The organism is Formosa sediminum, from assembly GCF_007197735.1.
Classification (GTDB): domain Bacteria; phylum Bacteroidota; class Bacteroidia; order Flavobacteriales; family Flavobacteriaceae; genus Formosa; species Formosa sediminum.
The window spans coordinates 2,981,912-3,008,022 of sequence record NZ_CP041637.1 but is presented as its reverse complement, the minus strand read 5'-3'; the positions used below and the strand labels follow the sequence as shown (position 1 = coordinate 3,008,022).

The window sequence follows — 26,111 nt, the reverse complement described above, 5'->3', positions numbered from 1 at the left end:
AATTTAATAGAAATTTAAGAGTTTTACTTGTATTAAAATAAGATATCATCTTATATTTAGTAATAAATTATAAAACTAAAAATAATGAAAACATTATACGAAGCAACTACAGTTGCAACAGGAGGTAGGAAAGGTTATGTAAAATCTGAACACAGTCCTATTGATTTTAATTTATCTGTACCAGAATCTATGGGAGGCGATGGAGGACCAGGAGCAAACCCAGAGCAATTATTTGGAGCTGCATTTGCTGCTTGTTTTGGAGGTGCTTTACAAGCTGTTGCTAAGAGTGAAGGTGTAGAGATAGATGAAGAGGCATTAAGTGTAACTGCAATTATTGGTTTCTGTAAAGATAAAGAAGGGTTTTTTCTTGAAGCAACTCTAGATTGTTACATCCCAGGTGTTGATCTTGAAACAGGTGAAGACTTAGTAGAAAAAGCTCACGAGATGTGTCCGTTTAGTAAAGCCACTCGCGATAATATTACCGTGACTTTAAATTTGTTGTTAGACGAAGACGAATAGATTTAAATACAGTTAAACATTTAAAAAGCTTACCGTTTGGTAGGCTTTTTACGTTTTACTAATCTTTTTGTGAATGATTAAAGATGGGTTAATAATAATGTTTTGTTTTTGATTTCGCTCGAACGTTATAGATTTACAAAACAACATGATCTTTACAATCATGCTATGGCAGAGTTTTTGATTAAGTCACACAAAAACACACCATATTTATAATATAAACACTGTTCTGAGTTATCTCTTTAAGCACTTTGTGTGTTATAACTAAGTTAGAATTAAATACATTTATGCAAACTACTTTTAAAAACAATCGGGTTATCTTTTTATTCATGTTAAGTGTTGTATGTTTCGTACCAACATCTCATGCGCAAGAATTACCGTTTCAACAGATAGAATCGTCCCATTTTCATAATCTTTATAAACTGAATGATAATTTGTATCGCTCTGAACAACCTTCTAAAAAAGGGATGAAAGACCTAGAATCATTAGGGATTCAATCGGTTATAAATTTTAGACGAAAACCGACAGATGAACAAAAACTAAAAGGGCTCGATTTAGAGTTATATAATTTACCACTAAAAGCTGGAGAATTAGATGTAGATGATATTTTTACGGCATTACAAACCATACAACAGGCTGAGCAACCTGTATTAATACATTGTTGGCATGGTTCAGACCGTACAGGAGCTATTGTTGCGGCATCTCGGATGGTATTCGAAAACTGGAGTAAAGATAAAGCAATTGCAGAATTTACCGACAAACGTTTTGGTTATCATAAAAAAATGTACCCTAATTTAATTCCGTTGCTAGAATCTTTAGATGTAGCATTATTGAAATCCAAATTAAAAGCAGAATTATAGTTAGGAGGGAGGTTCAGCTAGAAAAGGGGTAAACTGCGTTTCCTTGCTTCTGCAATATCGTATTATGCTGTCTTAAATATGTGCGAATACCCTAAACGTATAGTATTCATTATAACGGTCTGCGGGCTGCTTGTACTGAGCGAAGTCGAAGTAGAGTTGAGAAACCTTTAATTTAATTTTATCTAAAAACAATGTAAAAACTAGAAGCGTTGTTTTAATTTCGCGCCATACATACAATTATATAAATTTATAAGCTTGTTAGATAGACATTCAAAATATCCTCAAAACCACTCAACAGATTCAGAGTATTTCATTTATTGCTTAGAAGCTGTTCCTGATGTAGACACCGAAAGTGTTACTGAAGCTCAAGAAAGTTTGGAACATTTGGTTATAAATTTCGGCATTGCAAGTATATATAATACCTGCGACACCATTGAAGGCTTAGAGGAACGTTTAAACAGTTTGGTTTTAGACGACCATAATTTTAAGGATTATGAAATTATATACCTGGTGATGCCTGGAGAAGCCAACAGCATTTGTTTAAACGATTATTACTATAGTTTACAAGAGATTGCCGAACTTTTTGAAGGCCGATTAAGCGGAAAGATTCTACATTTTTCTAATGCCAAAGTCTTAGATTTAGACGACGAGGAAGCACAGTATTTTTTAGATATTACAGGCGCCAAAGGGGTGTCTGGTTATGGAAATTCTTATAATGGCATCTCTAGTGCAAATCTAGATAAGGTGTTTTTTAATTTATTTAATGAAGATGATGATATGTTTGAGGTAGTTGAAGAATTACACCAAAGACATTATGCCGTCTGTAAATTACTAGATTTTAGATTGTATTATTAGTTATAGCATTATATTGTTTTTATGTTATACTAATTATCATATGTTTAGTTCTCGACTTTGCTCTTTTAGATTAGTTAAGTGTAGAAATCATTAAATTTATTGACATAATAATTACATTCTTAAGTTCTCGGTAAACTTCGTTCACTAGCTTCGTAAGCATCTTACTATGCTTTTTCACTAATGCTCGAACACCCTTAAACGTAATATGTCATTGCACCGGTCTTCGAGCAGCCTGTACTGAGCGAAGTCGAAGTAAAGTCGAGAAGCTTTTATTCTAAACACACAACATTATGCCTGGATATCTATATATATTACAATGTTCAGATGGTACTTACTATACAGGAAGTACTAGGGATTTAGTAAAAAGGCTTATTGAGCATCAATCTAGGAAAGGGGCAAATTATACTAAAACAAGATTACCTGTTCATTTGGTTTTTCAGGAGTATTTTCTAAATATTGAAGATGCTTATTATTACGAACAGAAAATAAAGAAATGGTCTCATGATAAGAAGCAAGCTGTAATAAATGACAATTGGGAACTATTACCAAGATTATCAGAATGTAAAAATGATTCACATTTTAAGAATAAAAAGTAAAGTTAAATGGTTCTCGACTCCGCTCGAACACCATGAAAAACTCAACACATGATTTAATCGGTCTTCGAGCAGCCTGTACTGAGCGAAGTCGAAGTAGAGTCGAGAAGTTTGTATTATAAATAACCCTAAGAATTTTAACAGTAACAAAATCATTATTCTCCTCAAACTTCGTTCGCAAGCTTTGTAAGCATCTTACTATGCTTTCTCACTAATGCTCGAACACCCTTTAAAAACATAATATGTCATTACATCGGTCTTCGAGCAGCCTGTACTGAGCGAAGTCGAAGTAGAGTCGAGAAGCTTTTATTTTAAACACACAATATTATAAGAAAACAATATACTAATATCGTTCTACTGCTTCTCACTTAAATATTTCCAATAGCGTTTAGGCACATGTTTAATATGTAGTTTCATGTTTTTTCGAGATGCAATATTTGTACTCTTAAAATAATCATTCCACAATTGCTGAAATTCTAATTCAACCTCTGCAAACAATGCAGTCGATGTTTTAGACGGGTCGAAATCTGTATCAAATTCTAAGCTAATCACGTCTACCTGTTCTAAATCATAATAGATGCCATACTGTCGTTTTAAATCGTAAATCAGCCATTTTTGGTCGGCATAGCGTTTTTTAAAATGATTTTTTATAAGCGGTAGCACATTAAAATCGGGTTCTATATTGGCAAAATAGACACCATCTTTTGTTAGTTTAAATCGTACAAAGGCTTCCATTCTGTGTTTTTCGCGCCCTACATGTTTGGTGAGTTTAGACACTTCCAAAATATGCGTGTTAGTAAAATCTGAGGCTACGTTTGTTTTAGACGCAAATACATATACTATGGCTTGATATAAAGTGTCTTCCATAGTAGGCCTTTCACTTAAAAAGGCGTAATAAAACCGTCGTAATTCGTTAGCAGTCATTTTCTTTTTCAGTCCTGCCCAAATGCGATTGGCTTTTTCTTGGTCTGTTATTACGGTTTCGTAGGTGCCAAATAAGGGCTGCTGAAACCGTTCGGAGGTTACCATAGTTACAGCTTTTAATTTCATTTCGAAAGCCGTAAACACCGCCGTTAAAAAGCCATCATAAGAGCCATCGTAAATCAAGGTGGTTTCCATAAGATGTCTATCCAAAAAGATTTAACTGATTACTAAACATATCGGTATACTTACTTTTAGAGTTTTGCAAGATTAAACCTTTAATTTTTTCGGGCGTTAAATCGCGAGTTTCAAAGGTGTTCGAGGCACAAATCAAGAAATACTTTGCCCGATTTAAAGACACACCTATGGCTTTTAAATGTTCCCAATTTAATTGTCTGTAACGTCTGGCATGTAATATTTTATAAACCGATTTCATCCCTAATCCCGGAATTCTTGCCAACATGCGTTTATCGGCAGTATTAACGTCTACCGGAAATTCGTGTAAATTACGCAAGGCCCAGCCTAATTTGGGATCGATATCTAAATCTAAATGTTGATGTTGTTCATTTAAAATTTCTTCAATATTAAAGCCATAAAAGCGTAATAACCAATCGGTTTGGTACAATCTGTTTTCTCGTAACATGGGTACAGGTGTACCTATTTGTGGTAAACGCGTATCGTAACTAATAGGCACATAACCAGAATAGTACACCCGTTTTAAATTAAAGTTTTTATAAAAGTAATTAGAGGTGTACATGATTTGCATATCATTTTCGCCACTAGCACCTACAATCATTTGCGTGCTTTGTCCAGCAGGCGCATATTTAGGCGTGCTTTTAATCAGTTTCTTTTCATTTTTATATTGAATGATTTCATTCTTAACCTTTTCCATAGGCTTAATAAAATCGGCTCTGTTTTTATCTGGAGCAAGAAGCTTTAAGCCTTGTTTTGTAGGGATTTCAATATTAACACTTAAGCGGTCTGCATACAAACCGGCTTCCCGCATAAGTTCGTCACTAGCTCCGGGAATAGATTTTAAATGAATATAGCCGTTAAAGTTTTCCTCTAATCGTAATTTCTTAGCCACAGCCACTAACCGTTCCATGGTATAATCGGCGCTTTTAAAAATACCTGAACTTAAAAACAGCCCTTCAATATAATTACGTCTGTAAAAATTTATGGTTAAATCTACAACCTCTTGCACTTGAAATGCCGCCCGTTTAATATCGTTGCTTTTACGCGTAACACAATAGGCACAATCAAAAATACAATGGTTGGTGAGCAGTATTTTAAGTAAAGACACACAACGTCCATCTTCGGTATAGGTATGGCAAATACCAGAATTAGAGGCATTGCCTAAACCCTTATTAGTATTGGTTCTATTACTACCGCTAGACGAGCAAGACACATCGTATTTGGCGGCATCGGCAAGGATATTTAACTTTTCTTGTACACGTTCAAAAGACATTCTTAAGTGTTTATAATTGAGGGGTAAAGATACAATCTAAATGTATATGGAAATAAACTTTAACTAAAATAAACTCATAATAGTGTTAATATGTATCTCATATTATGATATAGTATTAACTAATTATGTATATTTGTATCTGGCAATCAAACTGTTGATATGAATCGTATTAAGGAGGTATTAGAAGACAAAGGCATCAAGCAAACGTGGTTGGCCGAAAAGCTAAATAAGAGTTACAATATGGTGAATGCTTATGTACAAAATAGGAGGCAACCCAGTCTTGAATTGTTGTTTGAAATTGCACATATATTAAACGTTGAAGCACGAGATTTGTTAGATGTTAACGATGCTGTGTTTCGTCCAAAAAACCCTGATAGTGATACCGTAAACATTCCCTTAATTGGTGCTGTCGCTTGTGGTTTACCTACCTTTGCAGAAGAACATATTGAGGCTCAAATCCCCATAGCAACCCAATTGGTTAAAAACCCATCAGATTATTTTTTGTTGCGAGCCACAGGAGATTCTATGAATACTAAAGGTATAGATAGCGGCGATTTATTACTTATTAAACGCCAACAGACTGCTGAAACTGGTGATTTAGTGCTTGCTTTAATTGATGACGAAGCTACGGTTAAAGAGTTTAGACATAACGGTAGTACTATTGTACTGAAACCACATTCCACCAATACAAAGCATCAGCCCATAATATTAACTACAGATTTTAAAATTCAGGGTGTTGTTGCAGAAGTGATTAAGATGTAGTTTAATAGGTTACACCATTCTAAGATAAGAAAAAAAATAACTAAACCCTCAAAGGAAACAGATTTCAAAGCGGTAAAATAACTGATTATCAAGGTGTTTCCTCGAATACCCTTCGGGGATTGTTCGGGAATCCCTCTTAAAATAGGGGGGGGTATGGAGAATGCTCGAAGGAATGTAGGAGGGGAGTGGGAATTTTTTTTACTAAATTCTTAGTCAAATTATAGAATTCCCAATTTATTTCCTTTTAAAAAAATTACCTTTGAATTAGATTATATACTAAAAACGATAATAAATAATTTATGGTTTTTAAAAGTGATAAATTCAAGGACAACAATAGGGCTATTATATATGCAAGATTTTAATGGAGCAAGGTGGTATAAGTGCGATTTACATTTACATACAAGAGCAAGTAAATGTTTTCAAGATAGAGAGGTAACAGCTCAACAATGGGTTGACAGAGCAATAGAACAGGGGTTAGATTGTGTTGCGGTTACTGACCATAATAGTCCTAATGGTATTGAGGAAATTCAAGAAGTTGCAAAAGAGACTAATTTAACCATATTTCCTGGTGTTGAAATTACTTGTGATAGTTCTAAAATTCATTTATTAGTATTATTTGACCCTTCTAAAAGTGCTACAGATGTTGGAGATTTTTTAATTCAATGTGAAATTAAAAGAGATGATTTTGGTGCTCAAGAGGCTAAAACAGATAAGAGTATTAACGAAATAGCAGATATAGCTTTTAAAAACCAAGGAATAGTTATTCCAGCGCATATTGATGAGTTCAATGGTTTAGAATCAATAGGTAATCAAAACTTAATAGATTTTTATAAACGTGTTGATATTAATGCAGTACAAGTTGTACATAAAGCATTTTATTTTATGAGAATGAATTTACCAATGCTAATATTAAAACAGTTCTACCTTATCTAAATGATTATTACGAGAACTCGCCATTACCAATTGATGAAGCTACTGCAAAAAAATGGTATAATACAGTTAGGCTATCCAAAGAAAACGATTTAGCAATATTGACTTTTTCAGATAATCCACACGAACCTAAAAATTCTAAACACGGTTTAAATGGTATTGGTTCAAGATTCACGTTTATAAAAATGGACGAAACACCTTCTTTAGAAGGATTAAGACAAGCGTTTTTATTACCATCACATAGAGTAGTTAATGATTTTAATGATGCAACTTCCGTAACGGATAAGCCAGAATTTTGGATAAAATCAATAACCATAACAAATACTACATTAACAGGAACAGAACCTTTTAAAATTGGTTTCAATCCACAATTAAATGCTATAATTGGTGGTCGTGGTAGTGGTAAATCAAGTATTTTAAGGTTTATTAGAGGTGTATTTAACCGAACAAGTAATCTTGAGAATTTTGCTGATTTAGTAAAAGAACATAATAGTTTCTATAAAACGAATGAAGTAAGAGGAACAGAGTCCATAGGTATGTTTAATGATGTATCTACCATTGAAGTAGAGTTTGTTCGTAAAGACTTTTTATATCGTGTAAAAGCATCAAAAATAAATTCTTCATTTAATCAAACTATTAAAATACATAAATTAGTTGAAGGGGTTTGGGTAGAGATTGAGGATGAAGAGTTCTTAAACTTTTTAGAGTTTGAACAGTATTCTCAAAAGCAAATATTTGAAATTTCAAAAGACCCGAATGCTTTATTAGATAGAATTGATTTAAATGTTGAGGAAATCAGTCAACTAAAGGATAAAAGGGAGGTTGCTAAAGAGAATTTCTTGAAGTCTTGTAGCACTATCAGAACACATCAAGTAAGTTTAAAATCAAGACTTAAATTAATAACTGATATTGATGACTTAAAAAAGAAGTTAGAGACTTTAGATAAGGCAGGTATTAAGGAATTAATGGCTGAAAAGAAAGCGTTTGCGGAAGAAGAGAAATTACTAAACGATTATAAAGAACAAATTCAAGTATTAGTTAATCAATTAGATGGTCTAAAAACGGAGTTTGATATTGAACAACCAGATGAAGTAAGTTTTTCTGAAAGTAATAGAGAAGAAATTAAAACAACTTTATCTGAAGTAAAAGAAGCTCTATCTACAAAAGCAACGGAGTATGAAGCACTAATAACATCTATATTACAAATAAAAACTGATTTAGAAACTAAATTAACATCTTCACAATGGAAGCAAGCATATACTACAGCGATAACTAATTATAATGTAAAGAAAGCTGAACTTGAAGGAGAAGGCGTAGAAAACATAGACCAATATGAAGCTATATCAAAAGATATTGAAGTTAAGGAAGAAGAATTAATTGCACTCGATATTATAAAAGGAAAAGAACGTTTAGAACGTATGGAAAGAGCCAAATATCAGGAAGAATTTGTTCAATTATCTAAAGATATAACTGATAAACGTAAGACGTTTATCGATGATAATATAACTGATGATAAAATTAGAGTAAAAATTAAACCTTTCAGAAATCAAACAAGTTTCGAGTTACAAGTCCGTAAGATTATAGGTAAAGACACATCTTTTGAAGAAGATATTAAAAAGCTAAAAGAGTTATGTTTTCAAGGTAATGTAGAACAGAAAATAAAAGAAGTAAAAGATGTATTCCGAAAAAATTATTTTGATGATAATGCTGATATAGTTGGTGGACATTTTAAAAATGCTGTTAAGAGTATAACTGATTCCGGTATGGATGAATTAGAATTATTTATGCCAGAGGATGAAGTAGTTGTAGAATATAAACCTGAAAACGCCATTACGTTTAAATCGTTGTCTACTGCTTCCGCAGGACAACGTACTACAGCAATATTAACTTTTTTACTTTCATTTGGAACTATTCCTTTATTATTAGACCAACCAGAAGATGATTTAGATAATAGATTAGTCTATGATTTAATAGTAGATAGATTAAAAGTAGCTAAAGGTAGTAGACAAATTATTGTAGTTACCCATAACGCAAATATTCCTGTTAACGGCGATGCTGAATATATTATCTCAATGGATTCTGAAAGTCAATTCACATCTGTTTTACATTCAGGTACAGTAGAAAGAGAAGAAATAAAGAAGGAGATTTGTGATGTGATGGAAGGAAGTGAGAAAGCATTTAAAATGCGTTCGGACAGATATAAATTAATTTAATTCCAGATTTAATACAATAAAGATTATAAAAATTATCATAAAGAAAAAAATATTAATCCACGAGAATCCAATAAAATAAAATTCCCAACACAATTTTCCAAATACACGATTTATACATAAGTATAAACCATCACGTTGTAATCGTTTAAATCAATTCTGGAAACAATGCGTAATTAAGTATGATACCACGAATGCTTTAGCATAGTTTGTTTGTTCTCGACTACGCTCGAACACAGTTGTAATCGTATAATTAACTTCTAACAACCCACAATTAACTTGTACATAATCACTACCGATATAAAACACTTGGGTGTTGTTATATCTGTAATTATGTCAAATAGCTCAAAAATGCGCTATTCCGTTAATTGTTATAATATGTTCTATAATTTATATTATGTAAAATAGAAAATTAAGAATGCTCTCGCACTCTTTTAATTTTATCGTACCACACGTCCGCCAGTATTTCCAGATAATAAATGTTCTACATCTTTTACTGTGGCATAATTAATATCTCCCGGAAATGTGTGTTTTAATGCGCAAGCTGCGCTGGCAAATTCCATAGCTTTAAAATCGTCGTAGTTTAATAAGCCGTAAATTATTCCTGCTGCAAAGGCATCGCCAGTCCCAATACGGTCTACTATATGAGTAATTTCTATAGCTTCGGTTTCTTTAAATGTTACTCCATTCCACATTCTGGCTTTAATTTTTTGCCAAGATGCATTAATGGCAATTCTAATTTTATCAAATACTTTTTCAACATTTGGATATTTTTCAATTAAGGCTTTACTAGCAGCAATAAAATCGTCGTTATCGTAACCATATGTTGTGCCTAGAATTTCATTAATTTCATTAACACCTCCAATAAATATGGTAACATATTGCATTAAATCCTGAATAGCATCTTTAGGATCTACACCATATTTCCATAAACCACTTCTATATGTCGGATCTGAGGAAATGGTAAATCCTTTGGCTTTAGCGACTTTTAAACCTTCTTTTAAAGTTTCGTAAGCGCCTCTAGATAATCCGGGTGTAATTCCTGTCCAGTGAAACCAATTTCCTTTTGCTAGGGCTTTTTCCCAATCTACCATATCTGGAGTAACTCCCGAAAATGCAGAATTAGAACGGTTATATGCAATTGTACTTGGTCGCATTACGGCTCCAACTTCTAAAAAATACATACCTAAAGGTCTGTTTGTTCTGTATATATCTCTAGTATCTACATTGTACTGTCTTAAATATCCAACAGCGGTTTCGCCTATAAAATCGTCAGACACGCATGAAATGTGTTTTACTTTATTCCCAAAGTTCGCTAATGAAATTGATACGTTTATCTCTGTTCCTCCAAAATAATATTCTAATAAGTTGGTTTGCTTCATTTTTTTATTCCCCAATGGAGACAGGCGCATTAAGACTTCGCCAAATGTTACTATTCTGTTCATTATTAAAAGTTTGTTTTTGTTTTTAACAGATAAATATATGCTTTCCTAAAATGATTTAAAATGTTTCTATTAAGAAATACGTTAAACTCATCTTAAACTCATTCTTAAAAAATGAATGTTTATTCTTTTTTTATACCTTTGACTCATAAATTAAAAAACATGCCAGTTTTAAAGAAAAGTGAAATTAAAAGAGCAGCATTGGTTAAAGCTACCATTCATTTGGTAAATAACCAAGGATTTCACGCGGCACCCATGTCTAAAATAGCCAAAATGGCAAACGTGTCTCCTGCTACAATTTACATTTATTTTGAAAACAAGCAAGATTTAGTAAATCAGGTTTATAAAGAAGTAAAAGCGGAATATATGCAATATGCTTTCGAAACTTATTCGCCCACTCTAACTGTTGAGTCTGGCTTTGAAAGGGTTTGGAGACGTATGGCAGATTATAAATTACAGGATATTGAGAAAGGGTTTTTCTTATCACAATGCGAAAACACACCAATGATAGATACAGCAAGCCGACAAGATGGAATTAAAAACTTAACTCCCCTACTCGATTTATGGGACCGTGGTATTGCAGAACAGGTAATTAAGCCACTTTCCCACCAACTCTTATATGCTTTTAGTATTTACCCTTTGGCTTTTTTATTAAATGCACATAAACGAGGCGATTTTAAAATAACTACAGCACACTTAAACGAAGCTTACCAAGCCGCTTGGGCGAGTATTAAACTATAAAAAACACTTAATTAATACAAATTATTACACATGGAATTATTAGATAAATTAAATTGGAGATATGCTACTAAAGCAATGAATGGTGAAGTTGTACCACAAGAAAAATTAGATCGTATTTTAGAAGCTATACGTTTAGCTCCTACTTCTAGTGGTTTACAACCATTTGAAGTTTTAGTCGTAACTAATCCAGATATAAAAGCCCAAATTAAGCCTGTGGCTTGGAACCAATCTGTAGTTACAGATTGTTCTCACTTATTAGTATTTGCAGCTTGGGATACTTATACAGCAGACCGCATTAATGAAGTTTTCGATTTAACTAATAAAGTACGTGGCTATGAAAATGAAGGGTTCGAAAATTACAGACAAATGTTGTTAAACACTTACCCGCAAAAAGATGCCGAAGAGAATTTTACACATGCCGCAAAACAAGCCTATATCGCATTTGGTTATGCAATTGCAGCTGCTGCTTACGAAGGTGTAGATGCTACACCAATGGAAGGTTTTGATCCTGATGCAGTAGATGCCATTTTAGGCTTAAAAGAACAAGGATTGCGAAGTGCCATTTTATTACCAATTGGTTATAGAGATGAGACAAATGATTGGTTAGCTAATCAAGTTAAAGTAAGAAAAAGTACGGCTCAATTATTTAAAATAATAGATTAAAACATTAAATTATGAATCAGACTATCATATTAAAAAGCAGACCAGAAGGAACGCCTAAATTATCAGATTTTGAATTTCAAAAAGACGATAATACATTAAGTATTTCTGATGGCGAACTGTTATTAGAAACCAAATACATATCTGTAGATCCTTATTTAAGAGGACGTATGAGCGATGCTAAATCGTACGTACCTCCTTTTAACTTAAACGAGCCTATTACCTCTGGTGTTGTAGCACAGGTTAAAGCCTCTAAACACAATAACTTTAAAGAAGGTGATTATGTGTCGGGTATGTTGGCGTGGAAAACACAACAAATATCTAATGGAGAGGGATTAAATAAAATTAGTCCAGACCGTGCGCCTTTAAGCGCTTATTTAGGGGTAATAGGTATGACGGGTTTAACAGCCTTTTTAGGTCTACAAGAAATAGGTAAACCTAAATCTAGAGAAACCTTATTGGTATCTGGTGCTGCAGGAGCAGTTGGAAGTGTTGTTGGACAAATAGGGAAAATTCTTGGATTACGCGTTGTAGGTATTGCCGGTACAGACGAAAAAGTAGACATGTTAAAATCTGATTTTGGATTTGACGATGTGATTAATTATAACACAACGCAAGATATGGCACAAGCAATTAAAGACACATGTCCTGATGGTATAGATGTGTATTTTGATAATGTTGGCGGACCAATTTCCGATGCAGCTCTGTTTAGCATTAATCGTTTTGCTCGTATTATTATCTGTGGAGCAATTTCAGTATATAACAAAACCGAATTGCCAAAAGGACTTAGTGTACAACCTTTTTTAGTTAAAAATAGTGCATTAATGCAAGGTTTTATTGTCTCTAATTATGCTGAAAAATTTCCAGAAGCCATGACGCAATTATCAGGTTGGTTATCAGAAGGAAAATTAAAATATACTGAAACAATTGTTGAAGGTTTTGAAAATACACCACAAGCTTTTATAGATCTTTTTAGTGGAAAGAATAAAGGTAAAATGATAGTAAAAGCATAATTATAATTAATACATAGTTAGTAATTGTATAAGTGTTCGACTGAAGTTTGAATAATGATTATGATGATAAGAAGATGATAAAAAATGCTTCTGTATTCATACTTCAGGAAGACTTAAAAATAAAAAACACACATTAAAACATGGAAAATTTAAGAGCACAAACAGACGCTAAAATTGAAGCCGGTAGACAAGCTAATCCGGACTTTATGAAAGGTGTTGATGAGATTATTGAAAAAGCTAAAGCATTAGAGCAAGGTAAATTAGCTATAAAAGTTGGTGAGAAAGCACCAAGTTTTAATTTGCCCAACGCCAAAGGTACAGTCACAAATTTAGAAGACTTATTAGCAGAAGGACCAGTTGTAGTTACATTTTACCGCGGAAGTTGGTGTCCATATTGTAATTTACAGCTAAGAGCTTTACAAGCTAAATTAGGTGAGATTCAGGAGTTAGGTGCAACACTTGTAGCCATTAGTCCACAGGTTCCGGATGGTTCTTTAAGTAAAGACGAGATTAGTAATATGGAATTTACTGTATTGTCAGACCAGGATGCAAAAGTTGCTAAAGCATACGGTGTAGCTTGGGAAGTTCCAGAATTTTTAGCTGAACATATGCGTGTAGACCGTAATCTTGATTTAGAGCAAATAAATAACGGTAACGGTAATATTTTACCTATTCCTGCAACATTTATATTAGGTACAGATGGTGTTGTAAAATGGAATTACGTAAATGTAGATTATAGAACACGATCTGAACCAAGTGCAATTATTGAAGCGTTAAAAGACTTAAAATAATATACTAGCAATTTTATACTAGAGATACAGATTGCAAACAACAGTAAATAGGAGTATAATTTAAAAAACGAAGGATTATGAATAATTTTGAATTTAAGAATCCGACTAAAATTATTTTCGGTAGAGATACTATCGTAAAGTTAGCCGAAGAATTACCTACTGATGCTAAAGTATTGGTGTTATATGGAGGAGGAAGTATCAAGAAAAACGGCATTTACAATCAAGTAAAAGCTGCTTTAAAAGACATTACGCATTTTGAGTTTGGTGGGATACCTGCTAATCCAGAATACTCAATCTTAATGGAAGCTCTACAGGTTATAAAAGAAAAACATATTACCTATTTATTAGCTGTTGGTGGCGGATCTGTTATTGATGGTACAAAGTTCCTGTCTGCTGCTGCGTTATACAAAGGAGATACACCTTGGGATATTTTAGCAAATAGAACACCCACATTAAAAGGATTACCTTTCGGAACTGTTTTAACACTTCCAGCTACAGGATCTGAAATGAATTCGGGAGCTGTTATAACTAATAATAAAACACAAGAAAAATTAGGCATGGGAGGTGCTGGATTATTTCCGCAGTTTTCTATCCTAGATCCACAGGTAATAAAATCTGTTCCAAAACGCCAATTGGTTAATGGTATTACAGATGCTTTTACTCATGTATTAGAACAGTATTTAACCTACCCTGCTGGTGCTTTATTACAAGACCGTTTCGCCGAAAGTATCATGAATACGCTTTTAGAAGTTGCACCAACAGTTGTTAAAGATCCTTCAGATTATAATGCTGCATCTAATTTTATGTGGAGCTGTACTATGGCTCTAAACGGTCTCATACAAAAAGGAGTGCCTACAGATTGGGCTGTTCATGCAATGGTGCACGAATTAACAGCATTATATGGTATTGATCATGCTAGAACTTTAGCTATAATTGCGCCAAGTCATTATCAATATAATTTTGAAGCTAAAAAGGAAAAATTAGCACAATATGCAGAACGTGTTTGGAATATAACCGAAGGCTCTGTAGAAGATAAGGCTTATGCAGCAATAGAAAAAACAGAATCATTTTTTAATCAGATGGGTATTGAAACAAAACTGTCTAAATACACTGAAGATTTTGATGGTACTGCCGAAATTATTTCTAAACGCTTTACAGAGCGTGGTTGGCTAGGTTTAGGGGAACATAAATCATTAACGCCAGAAGATGTTGAAAATATTGTTCACATGGTCTATTAATTAAGCAGACATATGCTTTTAACTTAAAACATCACATTATGAAGATATTATTTGTATTAACATCTCACGATACATTAGGAGATACAGGGAAAAAGACTGGTTTTTGGATTGAAGAATTTGCAAGTCCTTATTATGCGCTTTTAGATAATGGCGCAGAAATCACCATTGCAACACCAAAAGGTGGACAAGCACCTATAGATCCAAATAGCGCTACTGAAGATATGGCCACTGCTGCAACTAAACGTTTTGAAACAGATGCTGTAGCTCAAAATGAAATAGCAAATACAGTTAAATTATCGACTGTTAATGCGGCAGATTACGAAGCTGTATTTTATCCTGGAGGTCATGGACCACTTTGGGATTTAGCTAACGATGAAACTTCTATTAAATTAATAGAAACATTTAACGCAGCTAAAAAACCTATTGGATTTGTGTGTCACGCTCCAGCAGCTTTAAAACATGTAAAAAATGTTGAGGGTTTTCCTTTAGTTAAAGGAAAAAATGTAACAGGGTTCTCTAATTCTGAAGAAGCTGCTGTGCAATTAACTGAAGTTGTTCCTTTTTTAGTTGAAGACATGCTTAAACAAAATGGAGGACACTACTCTAAAGGAGACGATTGGGGCGTACATGTTGTAACCGATGGGAATTTAATTACTGGACAAAACCCAGCATCGTCTGAATTGGTTGCAGAAACACTTTTAAAAGTAATTAAACCTTTAATAAACGATTAGTGATTTAATTTTCAATATATAATAAAGCCTTTATTCTTATTTTAGAATAAAGGCTTTTTAAATTTATTAAACTTAAAAGTTATCAAATGAAATTGGGGTCAGTGAATATAAAAGCTCTAGACTCCGCTCGAAAACCTATTTAATAATTAAATAGAAATCTCTTTAAATTTTATTCCCAATTCTTTATTCATCTCATGAATACGTTTTAGCTCACTACCTAAAATAAGTGCTATAGATTGTCCCGTTTTTCCAGCTCGTGCAGTACGGCCACTACGGTGTGTATAATATTCTAATTGTTCAGGTAATTGGTGGTGTAATACAAAAGCCAAATCGTTTACGTCTATACCTCGAGCAGAAACATCGGTAGAAACTAAAACTTGTAAATTCCCTTTTTTAAACGCCCGCATCACTTTTTCCCGATCACGTTGTTGCATATCGCCTTCTAAAGCTTCAACAGAAAAACCTTCTTCTTTTAAAAATTCGGTTAATGTTTTGGTTCCTGCTTTTGTTCTACAAAAAATTATACCTCGATCGTCTGGTCGTGCTTCTAAAAGGTTTACAATAACATCTTGTTTTTGTTCAATTGTTGTAGTTATATAACGGTGTGAAATATTAGCATTTACTAATTCGTTTTTATTAATTACTACGCGTACGGCTTTAGGCGACATATATTGGTCTATAATTTGCTGAATTCCGGATGGAATTGTAGCAGAAAACAACCAAGTATTTTTAGATTTAGGCGTATGTGTTAAGATTTTAGTTAGGGCTTCTTTAAATCCCATGCTAAGCATTTCATCTGCTTCGTCTAAAATAACTGTATTTACTTTTCTAATATCAATTACTTTTCGGTCTAGTAAATCGTTTAAACGTCCAGGAGTTGCTACTATAATGTGAGTAGTTCGTTTTAAATTCTGTATTTGGATGTCTATTTTTTCCCCACCATAAACACCTTCAACAAATATTTTAGCGTCACAGTATTTTGTAAATTTAAATAGCTGTTTTTTTATTTGCTGAACCAGTTCGCGAGTTGGTGCTAAAATTAAAGCTTGGACATAGTTGGAGTTAGGCTCTATGTTTTGAAGCATAGGCAATCCAAATGCGGCAGTTTTTCCCGTGCCAGTTTGTGCAAGTCCGATAAAATCGGTTTTGGATTGTAATAAAACAGGGATTGCTTTTTCTTGAATTTCTGATGGATGTTTAATTCCTAATTCTTTTAAGCCTTGTATAAATTCGTGTTTTACACCTAAGTGTTTAAATGTTGCCATAGTATTTATTTCTGTTTGCAAAGGTATATTAAATTAAAGCGCTTTTTAATACAATTTTTGATTTCTAAATTGCTGGTTAATTTTAGTCTATCTTTGTCATAAATTATACCTATGCATTCTAATAACAAGCATAAGAAATCTTACGATTTTGATGCCTTAATACAAGCTTATCCTAAATTAAATTCGTTTGTATTTACTAGTCCACTTACAAAACAAAAAACCATTCATTTTGAAAAAAGCGATGCGGTTTTTCATTTAAATAAAGCCATTCTTATAGCCGATTACGGATTGACAGATTGGCGAATTCCTAAAGGGTATCTTTGTCCGCCAATTCCTGGTAGAGCCGATTATATACACCATATACATGACTTATTGAAAGCTGAAAATTTAGCCGATGCTGTTAAAGGTTTAGATGTTGGTGTAGGCGCTAATGCCATCTACCCTATTCTTGGTGCACAAATTTATAATTGGAACATGGTGGGAAGTGATAGTAGTACAACTGCGGTAGACTGTGCAAAGCAAAATATTAGTTTAACACCGTTGTTATTAAAAAAGATAGACATTCGCTTGCAAACTAATAATGCCAATATTTTTGAAGGTATTATTAAATCTGGAGAGCAATTCTCCTTTACAATGTGTAATCCTCCATTTTTTAGTTCTGAAGAAGAAGCTACAAGAACAACTAAACAGAAATTAAAAAACTTAAAAAAGTCTGGACCTGCAGAATTAAATTTTGGCGGACAGGCACATGAATTGTGGTGTAATGGCGGAGAAGCTTTATTTATTAAGCGTATGATAAAACAAAGTCAAGCATTTAAAAATCAAGTGGTTTGGTTTACAACTTTGGTTTCAAAACAAGAACATTTAAGTAAGTTAAAAAAACAATTAGATAAATTAAAGGCTACTCATAAAACCATTGCTATGACTCAGGGGAATAAGAAAAGCAGAATTTTAGCTTGGACGTTTAAATCGGAATCTGAGGCCTAAGGTCTAGAAGGCTGCAGCTTTCTTATCCATTCGAGCACGATGATGTTGAAAAAGAAAAGCGCATTCAGATAAAACTGAGTACGCTTTTTTGTATTTTATATTTTTTAATGGTCATCGAGATGAGTACTTAAAATAGTACTCTACTCTACTTATACACCTAGATGTTGCAAGAACAGTCTATTCTTCTGGCGGATAACCGTTAATTTCTTCAAATAAATCATCAAAATGTTCACGGATATAAGCTCGTAATTTTTTACGATAATCATCTCTTAACCACTCTACAAAGTTATAAGTACTTTTACTAATACACTTGGTATAACGTTGTATGCGGTAATCAATATCGTCTCCTAGTTTTTTAGCTAAGTCTAGGGCATCGTACATATCTTCGCTATTTTCTGTACAAATGTAAGCGTGATGATGGATTGAACGTTCTAAAACGACTTTTGATGACTCTCCTTTTCTAATAGAATCTATGTAGGTTTTTTTAACGTCAAAGTAAACCGAGTTAGACTTTTTAAATTCAGCACGTAAGTCGTCTGGCATTTCGTATCTAAAATTCTCTTCTAGCTCCTCGTCACTCATAATGCCGTCTAAATAGAAATTAGGAGATCTAAATATCTTCTGCCAATCTAAATCTGCACCCCAAGGTCCGAAACGATGGAAGTTATTTCCTAAATCGATAACATTAAAAGTCGATTTATTTTTTAAAATACGAGATCCACGACCAATCATTTGGTAATATAACGTTAATGATTTTGTGGCACGATTTAATATGATAGAATCTACAGTAGGTTCATCAAAACCTGTGGTTAAAATACTAACAGATGTTAGAATGGCATCTGGAGTTTCTTTAAACCATTTAAGTATTTTTTTACGTTCTTTCTTAGTATTTGTATTGTCTAAGTGAGCAACATTGTATCCCGCTGCTTTGAAAGTGTCGTACACATGTAACGAGGTGTTAATACCGTTATTAAAGATTAAAGTTTTCTTATGTTTAGAACGCTCTTCATAGGCCTGAATTAACTTGCTAAGCATATCGCTATTGGTATACAAGTCTTCTGAAGATTTTACGGTATAATCTCCATTTGCTCCAACTACTAACGAGGTAAGACCAACATTGTAAGAGTAAACTTCGGCACGTGCAAGGAATTTATTTTCTATTAATGACTGAATGGATTCTCCAACGATTAACTCGTTGTAATTATCATTCATTGGTAATTTAATATTAGAACTTAAAGGCGTTGCTGTAACCCCAAGAATAAAAGATTTTTCGAAAAACTTAAAGAGTTTAGTAAACGAATTGTAATGCGCTTCATCAATAATAACTAAACCAATATCTGAAATATCTAGTTTATCATCATTTAAACGGTTATTAAGAGTTTCAACCATAGCAACAAAACAACTAAAGTCGGCTTGATCGTCTAGATTTGCTTTACTATGTATTACTTTATTAGACACCCCAAACTCAGTTAGCATTCCTGATGTTTGTTTACATAATTCAATACGGTGTGTCATAACAAGTACCTTTTTATTATGATGTTTAAGGTATTGTCTTACAATTTCAGAGAAGATTACAGTTTTTCCACCTCCAGTTGGTAATTGATATAATAAGTGGTAATCTTCTGGAGCTTCTTCAAAACATTGAAATATCTTGTTTATGGCTCCACGTTGATAACTATATAAATCTTTTCCGGCGTTTCTTTCTGCTAAATCTGTAGCTGTAACTGACATTTATAATAGGTTTTTAAGGAACGCAAAAATAAGGCCTTTTCTAGGGTTTTTATGCATGATTCTTCAGAAATTATTAAAAACGCCTAAAAAATTGATGTAAAACAAACAAAGTCAAGGGGTTATTTTATACTGCCTACTTTTAAAATAACTGTTTTAATTTTAAAATACAGCTGCTTTTATATTAAAACGGATACTGTTTTATTACCTTTAAATTCAGAAATATATGGTTAATGCAAACAATAAGTAAACAGTACATAGGGTATAAAGCCACACCTGTATTATGGAAAAAAAAGAATAGTTGGGGACTAACACAATTTACGCTTTCTAAAAGTGATGTCCCCCCTTTTAATGCCGTAGTAAATGTTCCGTTAAGATTAGGAAAACTTGTTGAGCGATTTGTAAGTTTCGACTTGTGTTTACAAGATGATGTAGACATCCTTGCAGAAAATATTCAAATACAAGAAAACAAACGTACTTTGGGTGAAATTGATTGTATTCTTAAACAAGGTAATCAGTACATTCATTTAGAAATTGTTTACAAATTTTATTTATATGATCCTGAAGTTGGTGCTACTGAATATGAGCATTGGATTGGACCTAACAGAAAAGATAGTTTAATAGATAAACTTACAAAACTAAAGGACAAACAATTGCCTTTACTCTACAACCCTGCAACTATCCCATATTTAGATAATTTGAAAATAGCACCTGAAACTATAGCTCAACACGTTTATTTTAAAGCTCAATTATTTGTCCCTTATAATACTATAACACATGTGTTTGGTGATTTAAATCCCGATTGTATAGCCGGTGTTTATATCCATTTTAATGCTTTAAGCCATTTTAAAGACAGTAAATTTTACATGCCTAAAAAATTAAATTGGTTATGTAATATAGAAATGCAAGTTCCGTGGTTAACATTTTTTGATTTTAAAGAAAAAATAAAACCTTTAATCCTTAATAAAACAGCACCTTTATGTTGGGTTAAACAGCCTAATGGTTTAACATTAAAATGTTTTGTTGTGTGGTGGTGAAATTAATAGGTAATAATGTTTTTAAATGGGTTGTTGCAGACCATTTTTAAGATTATAAAGTTTATTTTTAATATTTACACCCTTTAATATTTCGATGGCTTGTATACTACGTTTTCCAGATTGACAATACACCAAGATTGGTTTTTTGGTATCGATTTCGAAATAACGTTGCTCTAATTCTTTAAGCGGAATATGGTAATCTTGAGACAAATGAAACATGTTGTGTTCTTTCTCTGTTCTTACATCTAGCACAAATAAACTGTCTTTATGTTTTAAATATTCATCGAAAGTCAGCGATTTCATAGATGAATTTATATTAAAATCTTCCTCGACATCTGCAATATAAGTCACATGAGAATGAACCGTTTTATCGTATGTTAATAAACTCTGACTCATGCTTAGGGCATTAAATACTAATAGTTTTCCTGAAAGCACCTCCCCGATTTCACAAATCATTTTAATGACTTCGTTTGCTTGTAATAACCCTACAATGCCAGGTAAAACACCAAGAACACCAGCTTCTTCACAATTTAAAGTATGTTCTGCAGCTTTAGGAAATAAACATCTATATGTAGGTCCGTTTTTATAGTTATACACTGTTACTTGGCCTTCAAATTTAAAAATAGACCCAAACACTACTGGTTTTTCGGCTAATACAGCAGCATCATTAACTAAGTAACGCGTATTAAAATTATCGGTACCATCTACAATAATATCGTATTGTTTAAAAAGTTTTATGGCATTAGACTTACTTAAACGCTCTATATAAGATTTAAATTTCACAAATTTATTAAGCTGCTCTAATTTAGAAATAGCACAAGACACTTTAAATTTTCCGATGTCGTTATAGCCATATAAAATTTGACGTTGTAAATTGGTTTGGTCTACACTATCATGGTCTATAATACCAATAGTTCCTACACCTGCCGCCGTTAAATATTGAAGTATAGGGCAGCCTAAACCACCAGCGCCTACTACTAAAACTTTAGCTGTTTTTAATTTATTCTGACCTTCTACGCCAATGTCTTCTAAAGCTAAATGACGTTTATATTGTAAATGTTCTTCTTTATATAACATGCTGTAAATTTAATAATTATTGCCAATTGTTTTCCCAATCTTTCCAAACAACTTCCAGTCCTTTCGATTTTAACATTTTTGTAAAGGATTCGGTAGAACGTTCGTCGGAGATTTCAAATTGTTCTAGTGATTGTTTTTCAACAACATAACCACCAGGATTGGTTTTAGATTCGGCACTTATAGAGGTGATTCCTAAATTGACAATGTGGTCTCTAAATACTTCACTTTCTCTAGTAGACATCGATAATTCTAAATCTTCATCTAATAGTCTAAACGCACAAATAAGTTGTACTAAATCACTATCTGTCATTTCAACTTTAGGTTCTAATCCGCCAGAAAAGGGTCGTAACCGCGGAAAAGACATCGAATATTTCGTTTTCCAATAGGTTTTTTGAAGGTGTTTAAAATGTAGCGCTGTAAAAAAACTATCGGCACGCCAATCTTCTAAACCGTATAAACTCCCTAAACCAATTTTATGAATACCGGCTTTTCCAAGCCGGTCTGGCGTATCTAATCGGTAATCGAAGTTGGATTTTTTCCCTTTAGGGTGATGCTTTTTATACGCATCGCGATGATACGTTTCTTGATACACTAAAACCGCATACAAGCCCTGCGAAATAAGCAATTCATATTCATCTTGATCTAATGGTTGTACTTCTATCGTAATGTTTGAAAATTGAGACCGTATAAGTGCTATAGCATGTTTAAGATATTGCACGCCTACTGTACGGTTAGCTTCCCCTGTAACCAATAAAATATGGTCGTAACCTTTTGATTTTAAAAAGGCTGTTTCTTTTAAAATTTCGGCATCGGTTAATGTTCTACGCGGAATTTTATTTGTCATGCTAAAACCACAATAGGTACAAATGTTCTGGCACTCGTTACTTAAATACATGGGAGCGTACATTTGTATGGTATTTCCAAAACGTTTTTTAGTGAGCTGTTGGCTTTGTTGCGCCATGCTTTCCAAATACGGTTTTGCAGCTGGCGAAATTAAGGCTTTAAAATCTTCTAAATCACGTTTATCTTTGCCTAAAGCGCGCTTTACATCTTCTGCTGTTTTATTATAGATGCTTTGAAGCGTATCGTCCCAATTATAAGCATCTAAAACGGTTTTAAAATGACTCATACTTTAAAGATTTAAAAAACTGGTTAACGGACTACTAGCTTCTGCGGTATTTTTAGGCGGGGCAAGTTTAGCGTTGTATGCCAGTCGTCCGGCTTCTACTGCAAGTTTAAAAGCGGTTCCCATAGCTATAGGATTTTGAGATACTGCAATGGCTGTATTTACTAAAACAGCATCGGCTCCTAGTTCCATAGCCTGCGCAGCATGCGACGGACTCCCAATGCCAGCATCTACAATAACAGGCACATTACTTTGGGCAATAATTATCTCTAAAAAATCTAAAGTTTTTAACCCTTTATTACTTCCAATAGGCGCCCCTAAAGGCATAACGCATTGCACACCAACATCTTCTAACCGTTTACATAAAACAGGGTCTGCATGAATATAAGGCATCACTACAAAACCGGCTTTCACTAACATTTCTGCAGCTTTTAGTGTTTCTATAGGGTCGGGTAATAAATATTTAGGGTCGGGATGAATCTCTAATTTAACCCAATTAGTATGAAGTGCTTCTCGTGATAATTGAGCCGCAAAAACAGCTTCTTCGGCCGTTCTTACTCCAGACGTATTAGGTAATAAATGTATAGACGGATGGTTTAAATGTGTTAATATATCGTCTCCTAAATCAGTTGCATTCACCCGTTTTAAAGCTACAGTCACAAGTTCGCTTTCTGAAGCCCTAATGGCATCTCTCATGATTTTGGAATTACTGAATTTTCCTGTTCCAGTAAATAATCGCGATTGAAATGTTTTATCTGCTATTGTTAAATTATCAGTCTTCATTATCTTCTTTTTTAGGCATTTTATAAACGTGTTCTTGAGTATTTGGTCCTTGCAATGTGGTATTAAAGGCTGAGATGGTATTAAAATTTTTGGTAATCTCTCCAGATATTGCCACACCATAGATTCCAGTTTCTAAAAGTTCTGGTATATCTTTTAGAGTAATACCTCCAATAGCAATAATAGGAATATTAGTATCTAGCTGCTTGATGATATGCTGGTAGCCACTAATCCCTAACAGAGGACCTAAATTAGATTTTGTGGTTGTGAACCGGAACGGACCTAAACCGATGTAATCTACTTGTTTTTCAATAAGTTCGCGGCAATCGTCTAAGGTGTTCGCTGTTCCGCCAATGCGATACCATTTACCTAAATACTCGCGCGCTTCTAACGGACAGGCATCGTTTTTTCCTAAGTGCACACCATCTGCATTGACTGTTTTTGCAATTTTATAATAATCGTTTATTATTAATCGTGTTTGAAAATGCATGGTAAGCGCTCGAGCTTTTTTGGCTGTTTCTAAAACTACTTGCTCGTCAAAATGTTTCATGCGTAATTGTATCCAATCGGCTCCAGAACTACATGCGTTTTGAATGTATTCTAAATGCTGTTCTGGAGTTTCGCCTTGTGTAATATAATGTAGTTTGCTTATCATAAGTTTTTGTAATTATGTGTCCCTAACAAGGAATTATTCGAATTTAAAAAACGCTCTGTATACTGTTTTGCTAGTCGGCATGCATCTTCTAAAACCAATGCTTTGGATATGTTAGACGCTAAGGCTGCAGCGAGAACACAACCGCTACCGTGTTTGTCTTGGATGGTTTGTACGCCAGGCTGAAAATTAACTTGCACTATACCACTATGGTAAATTTCATCCCACCCTTTTTTGTCGTTACGATGACCGCCTTTTAAATAAATATTTGTTTTTTGAGATATAAACGCAATGGTTTCTGAAATAGATTTATTTGGTAATAATTTCTGAATTTCATCATAATTAGGGGTGATAAAATAACAATGTTCTAAAATTTGCGTAAACGTTTCTAAATTTGTTTGTTGATGAAAATCATAGCCACTACTCGCTTTTAATATGGGGTCTAAAATAATTTTAATGTTTGGGTTTAATGTTAAGAGTGTATTGGTAACCTTTAACAAGACGTCCCAAGATTCTATTATTCCAATTTTTACTACAGCAATAGTAAAGCGTTCAAATAAGATTTTAATCTGATTAATGATTACAGATTCTTCTATCCAAATACAATCTTTAAAATCGATATCGTTTTGAACAGTTACCGCAGTACATACCGACAACCCATAAAGCCCGTGTGCCTCAAACGTTTTAATATCTGAAGTAATTCCTGCGCCACTTGAGGGGTCCAAACCGGCAATGGTAAGTATGTATGTTTTGGTGTTCATTTTTATGTTTATTAAATCATATATATACTCGTAATAGGATGTTGAAACGCGTTCTGCATGATATAACTAACGTCACTCTATTTCTAAAAGTTGATTGTATTGTCACCATGAATTCAGTTCAGGGTCTCATTATTTATTTCCACGATATGTAAACAATACTTTTAAGAAAGTTAACAATCTCGCCCTCTGAATTTAGTTTAGACAAATCTTAATTCTGGTTACTCTAATTTTATGTTTCATTTGTTGCTAAACTGATTTTGTATTTGAGCAAACACCTCCACCGGCTTTTCACTATTCCAAATACCTCCTAAAACACCTACGCCTTTGTATCCTAAAGTTTTAAAACGGTCTATATTATCTGCTGTTACACCACCCATACCAATTATGGTTTTATCGATATGGTTAACATCAAACCCCCGACCTTCATAACCTTGTTTAGAAATGGATGAAAACACAGGGCTTAATAAATGATAATTAAATTCAAAATAACAAGCAGCCAAGTCTTCTGGTTCGTGAAAAGAAGAACTTATCGTTTTTCCAAACATATTAAGGGTTTTAAAGTATTGTCCGGGATTTTCAATGTGGTCTTTGCGCTTTTGTTCTTGAAAATGAATGCCTTTTAAATTATAGCTGTTTATTAAGTTATGATGATCATGTACTACAATCCTATTATGAAATGCGGTATCGATTTGATTAAGATACTCGGCATGTGCGTCGAAATTCTTTTCTGGTTTTCTTAAATGATAATACTGTAAACCTGCATTAAATAACTGATGTAAAATTTCAATTTCTTGTGGGATATCAGTTTCAGGGGCTATTACAACAATCATATAAGGCTATTTTTAGTAATGTTAGATGTTTTTGTTTAAAATTACTTCTGTACAATTAAACGGAATTCTGGGTTAGGGACTGCAGCGGCATCCTTTTGCTTTTTTGCAAAAGATATAGCGGAAAGCCCGACCGCGCT

The 26,111-nt window shown here is 33.4% G+C and carries 24 protein-coding genes and 2 pseudogenes; 15 read left to right on the top strand and 11 right to left on the bottom strand.

Translation table 11 applies throughout. From position 1 onward, the window contains the following. Nucleotides 1-84 precede the first annotated feature (84 nt). The 4 genes from FNB79_RS13190 to FNB79_RS13175 all read left to right on the top strand — a co-directional run bounded on the left by FNB79_RS13190 (nucleotide 85) and on the right by FNB79_RS13175 (nucleotide 2,827). Nucleotides 85-519 carry an Ohr family peroxiredoxin gene (locus FNB79_RS13190; RefSeq protein ID WP_143381756.1) on the top strand — a complete coding sequence of 145 codons (435 nt, stop codon included), beginning with the start codon at nucleotides 85-87 and terminating at the stop codon, nucleotides 517-519. A gap of 284 nt (nucleotides 520-803) precedes the next feature. Beyond that, nucleotides 804-1,376 (top strand): tyrosine-protein phosphatase, encoded by a 573-nt coding sequence (locus FNB79_RS13185; RefSeq protein WP_143381755.1) that lies wholly within the window; start codon nucleotides 804-806, stop codon nucleotides 1,374-1,376. Between the two features lie 255 nt (nucleotides 1,377-1,631). Then, nucleotides 1,632-2,231, top strand: a complete 600-nt coding sequence (locus FNB79_RS13180; protein ID WP_143381754.1) for a DUF6642 family protein — start codon at nucleotides 1,632-1,634, stop codon at nucleotides 2,229-2,231. A 290-nt stretch (nucleotides 2,232-2,521) separates the two neighbouring features. Beyond that, nucleotides 2,522-2,827, top strand: a complete 306-nt coding sequence (locus FNB79_RS13175; RefSeq protein ID WP_143381753.1) for a GIY-YIG nuclease family protein — start codon at nucleotides 2,522-2,524, stop codon at nucleotides 2,825-2,827. 351 nt (nucleotides 2,828-3,178) lie between these two features. On the opposite strand, the gene FNB79_RS13170 is transcribed toward FNB79_RS13175, so the two are convergent. Both FNB79_RS13170 and FNB79_RS13165 read right to left on the bottom strand, forming a co-directional pair. After that, nucleotides 3,179-3,943, bottom strand: coding sequence for a TIGR03915 family putative DNA repair protein (locus FNB79_RS13170; RefSeq protein ID WP_143381752.1), 765 nt, complete (start codon nucleotides 3,941-3,943; stop codon nucleotides 3,179-3,181). Between the two features lie 7 nt (nucleotides 3,944-3,950). Beyond that, on the bottom strand, nucleotides 3,951-5,213 hold the full coding sequence (locus tag FNB79_RS13165; protein WP_143381751.1) for a putative DNA modification/repair radical SAM protein: 1,263 nt from the start codon (nucleotides 5,211-5,213) through the stop codon (nucleotides 3,951-3,953). A 159-nt stretch (nucleotides 5,214-5,372) separates the two neighbouring features. Between FNB79_RS13165 and FNB79_RS17405 the strand changes: the two are divergent. The 3 genes and pseudogenes from FNB79_RS17405 to FNB79_RS13150 form a co-directional block, all read left to right on the top strand. Then, nucleotides 5,373-5,549 (top strand): annotated as a pseudogene (locus FNB79_RS17405) (helix-turn-helix transcriptional regulator); the annotation flags it as partial. Between the two features lie 15 nt (nucleotides 5,550-5,564). Further along, nucleotides 5,565-5,975 carry a transcriptional repressor LexA gene (gene lexA, locus FNB79_RS13160; protein ID WP_246073371.1) on the top strand — a complete coding sequence of 137 codons (411 nt, stop codon included), beginning with the start codon at nucleotides 5,565-5,567 and terminating at the stop codon, nucleotides 5,973-5,975. A gap of 348 nt (nucleotides 5,976-6,323) precedes the next feature. Further along, a pseudogene (locus tag FNB79_RS13150) lies at nucleotides 6,324-9,118 on the top strand (TrlF family AAA-like ATPase). A 437-nt stretch (nucleotides 9,119-9,555) separates the two neighbouring features. Here FNB79_RS13150 and FNB79_RS13145 read toward each other — a convergent pair. Continuing rightward, nucleotides 9,556-10,560: a sugar kinase gene (locus tag FNB79_RS13145; protein ID WP_143381747.1), complete on the bottom strand. Its 1,005-nt coding sequence runs from the start codon at nucleotides 10,558-10,560 to the stop codon at nucleotides 9,556-9,558. A gap of 159 nt (nucleotides 10,561-10,719) precedes the next feature. On the opposite strand from FNB79_RS13145, the gene FNB79_RS13140 reads away from it, so the two are divergent. The 6 genes from FNB79_RS13140 to FNB79_RS13115 all read left to right on the top strand — a co-directional run bounded on the left by FNB79_RS13140 (nucleotide 10,720) and on the right by FNB79_RS13115 (nucleotide 15,731). Continuing rightward, nucleotides 10,720-11,298, top strand: coding sequence for a TetR/AcrR family transcriptional regulator (locus FNB79_RS13140; protein WP_143381746.1), 579 nt, complete (start codon nucleotides 10,720-10,722; stop codon nucleotides 11,296-11,298). Between the two features lie 30 nt (nucleotides 11,299-11,328). Further along, the gene (locus FNB79_RS13135) at nucleotides 11,329-11,961 is read left to right on the top strand and encodes a nitroreductase family protein (RefSeq protein ID WP_143381745.1); all 633 of its coding nucleotides are present in this window, start codon (nucleotides 11,329-11,331) and stop codon (nucleotides 11,959-11,961) included. Nucleotides 11,962-11,972: 11 nt separating this feature from the next. After that, entirely contained in the window at nucleotides 11,973-12,971 is a 999-nt protein-coding gene (locus FNB79_RS13130) for an NADP-dependent oxidoreductase (protein ID WP_143381744.1), read from the top strand. Nucleotides 12,972-13,111: 140 nt separating this feature from the next. Continuing rightward, a complete protein-coding gene (locus FNB79_RS13125) occupies nucleotides 13,112-13,762 on the top strand; it encodes a peroxiredoxin-like family protein (RefSeq protein ID WP_143381743.1) in 651 nt (216 codons plus the stop codon). A 77-nt stretch (nucleotides 13,763-13,839) separates the two neighbouring features. Then, entirely contained in the window at nucleotides 13,840-15,000 is a 1,161-nt protein-coding gene (locus FNB79_RS13120) for an iron-containing alcohol dehydrogenase (RefSeq protein WP_143381742.1), read from the top strand. 38 nt (nucleotides 15,001-15,038) lie between these two features. Then, the gene (locus FNB79_RS13115) at nucleotides 15,039-15,731 is read left to right on the top strand and encodes a type 1 glutamine amidotransferase domain-containing protein (RefSeq protein WP_143381741.1); all 693 of its coding nucleotides are present in this window, start codon (nucleotides 15,039-15,041) and stop codon (nucleotides 15,729-15,731) included. A gap of 146 nt (nucleotides 15,732-15,877) precedes the next feature. Here FNB79_RS13115 and FNB79_RS13110 read toward each other — a convergent pair whose 3' ends face one another. Next, a complete protein-coding gene (locus FNB79_RS13110) occupies nucleotides 15,878-16,996 on the bottom strand; it encodes a DEAD/DEAH box helicase (protein WP_143381740.1) in 1,119 nt (372 codons plus the stop codon). 111 nt (nucleotides 16,997-17,107) lie between these two features. Here FNB79_RS13110 and rlmF point away from each other — a divergent pair, with 111 nt between their 5' ends. Next, entirely contained in the window at nucleotides 17,108-17,983 is an 876-nt protein-coding gene (rlmF, locus tag FNB79_RS13105; RefSeq protein ID WP_143381739.1) for a 23S rRNA (adenine(1618)-N(6))-methyltransferase RlmF, read from the top strand. A 177-nt stretch (nucleotides 17,984-18,160) separates the two neighbouring features. Here the strand turns inward: rlmF and FNB79_RS13100 are convergent, their stop codons facing one another. Continuing rightward, the gene (locus FNB79_RS13100) at nucleotides 18,161-19,714 is read right to left on the bottom strand and encodes a DEAD/DEAH box helicase (RefSeq protein WP_143381738.1); all 1,554 of its coding nucleotides are present in this window, start codon (nucleotides 19,712-19,714) and stop codon (nucleotides 18,161-18,163) included. A gap of 230 nt (nucleotides 19,715-19,944) precedes the next feature. Here FNB79_RS13100 and FNB79_RS13095 point away from each other — a divergent pair, with 230 nt between their 5' ends. After that, nucleotides 19,945-20,748 (top strand): DUF1853 family protein, encoded by an 804-nt coding sequence (locus tag FNB79_RS13095; protein WP_143381737.1) that lies wholly within the window; start codon nucleotides 19,945-19,947, stop codon nucleotides 20,746-20,748. Between the two features lie 21 nt (nucleotides 20,749-20,769). On the opposite strand, the gene moeB is transcribed toward FNB79_RS13095, so the two are convergent. The 6 genes from moeB to FNB79_RS13065 all read right to left on the bottom strand — a co-directional run bounded on the left by moeB (nucleotide 20,770) and on the right by FNB79_RS13065 (nucleotide 25,974). Continuing rightward, nucleotides 20,770-21,825, bottom strand: a complete 1,056-nt coding sequence (gene moeB, locus FNB79_RS13090; protein ID WP_143381736.1) for a HesA/MoeB/ThiF family protein — start codon at nucleotides 21,823-21,825, stop codon at nucleotides 20,770-20,772. A gap of 16 nt (nucleotides 21,826-21,841) precedes the next feature. After that, entirely contained in the window at nucleotides 21,842-22,954 is a 1,113-nt protein-coding gene (thiH, locus tag FNB79_RS13085; protein WP_143381735.1) for a 2-iminoacetate synthase ThiH, read from the bottom strand. Nucleotides 22,955-22,957: 3 nt separating this feature from the next. Next, a complete protein-coding gene (locus FNB79_RS13080; RefSeq protein ID WP_143381734.1) occupies nucleotides 22,958-23,734 on the bottom strand; it encodes a thiazole synthase in 777 nt (258 codons plus the stop codon). Continuing rightward, nucleotides 23,724-24,386, bottom strand: a complete 663-nt coding sequence (gene thiE, locus FNB79_RS13075; RefSeq protein WP_143381733.1) for a thiamine phosphate synthase — start codon at nucleotides 24,384-24,386, stop codon at nucleotides 23,724-23,726. Before thiE ends, FNB79_RS13080 begins: the two co-directional genes overlap by 11 nt. Further along, on the bottom strand, nucleotides 24,383-25,144 hold the full coding sequence (locus FNB79_RS13070) for a hydroxymethylpyrimidine/phosphomethylpyrimidine kinase (protein ID WP_143381732.1): 762 nt from the start codon (nucleotides 25,142-25,144) through the stop codon (nucleotides 24,383-24,385). Before FNB79_RS13070 ends, thiE begins: the two co-directional genes overlap by 4 nt. 236 nt (nucleotides 25,145-25,380) lie before the next feature. After that, a complete protein-coding gene (locus tag FNB79_RS13065) occupies nucleotides 25,381-25,974 on the bottom strand; it encodes a thiamine phosphate synthase (protein ID WP_143381731.1) in 594 nt (197 codons plus the stop codon). Between the last annotated feature and the right edge of the window lie 137 nt (nucleotides 25,975-26,111).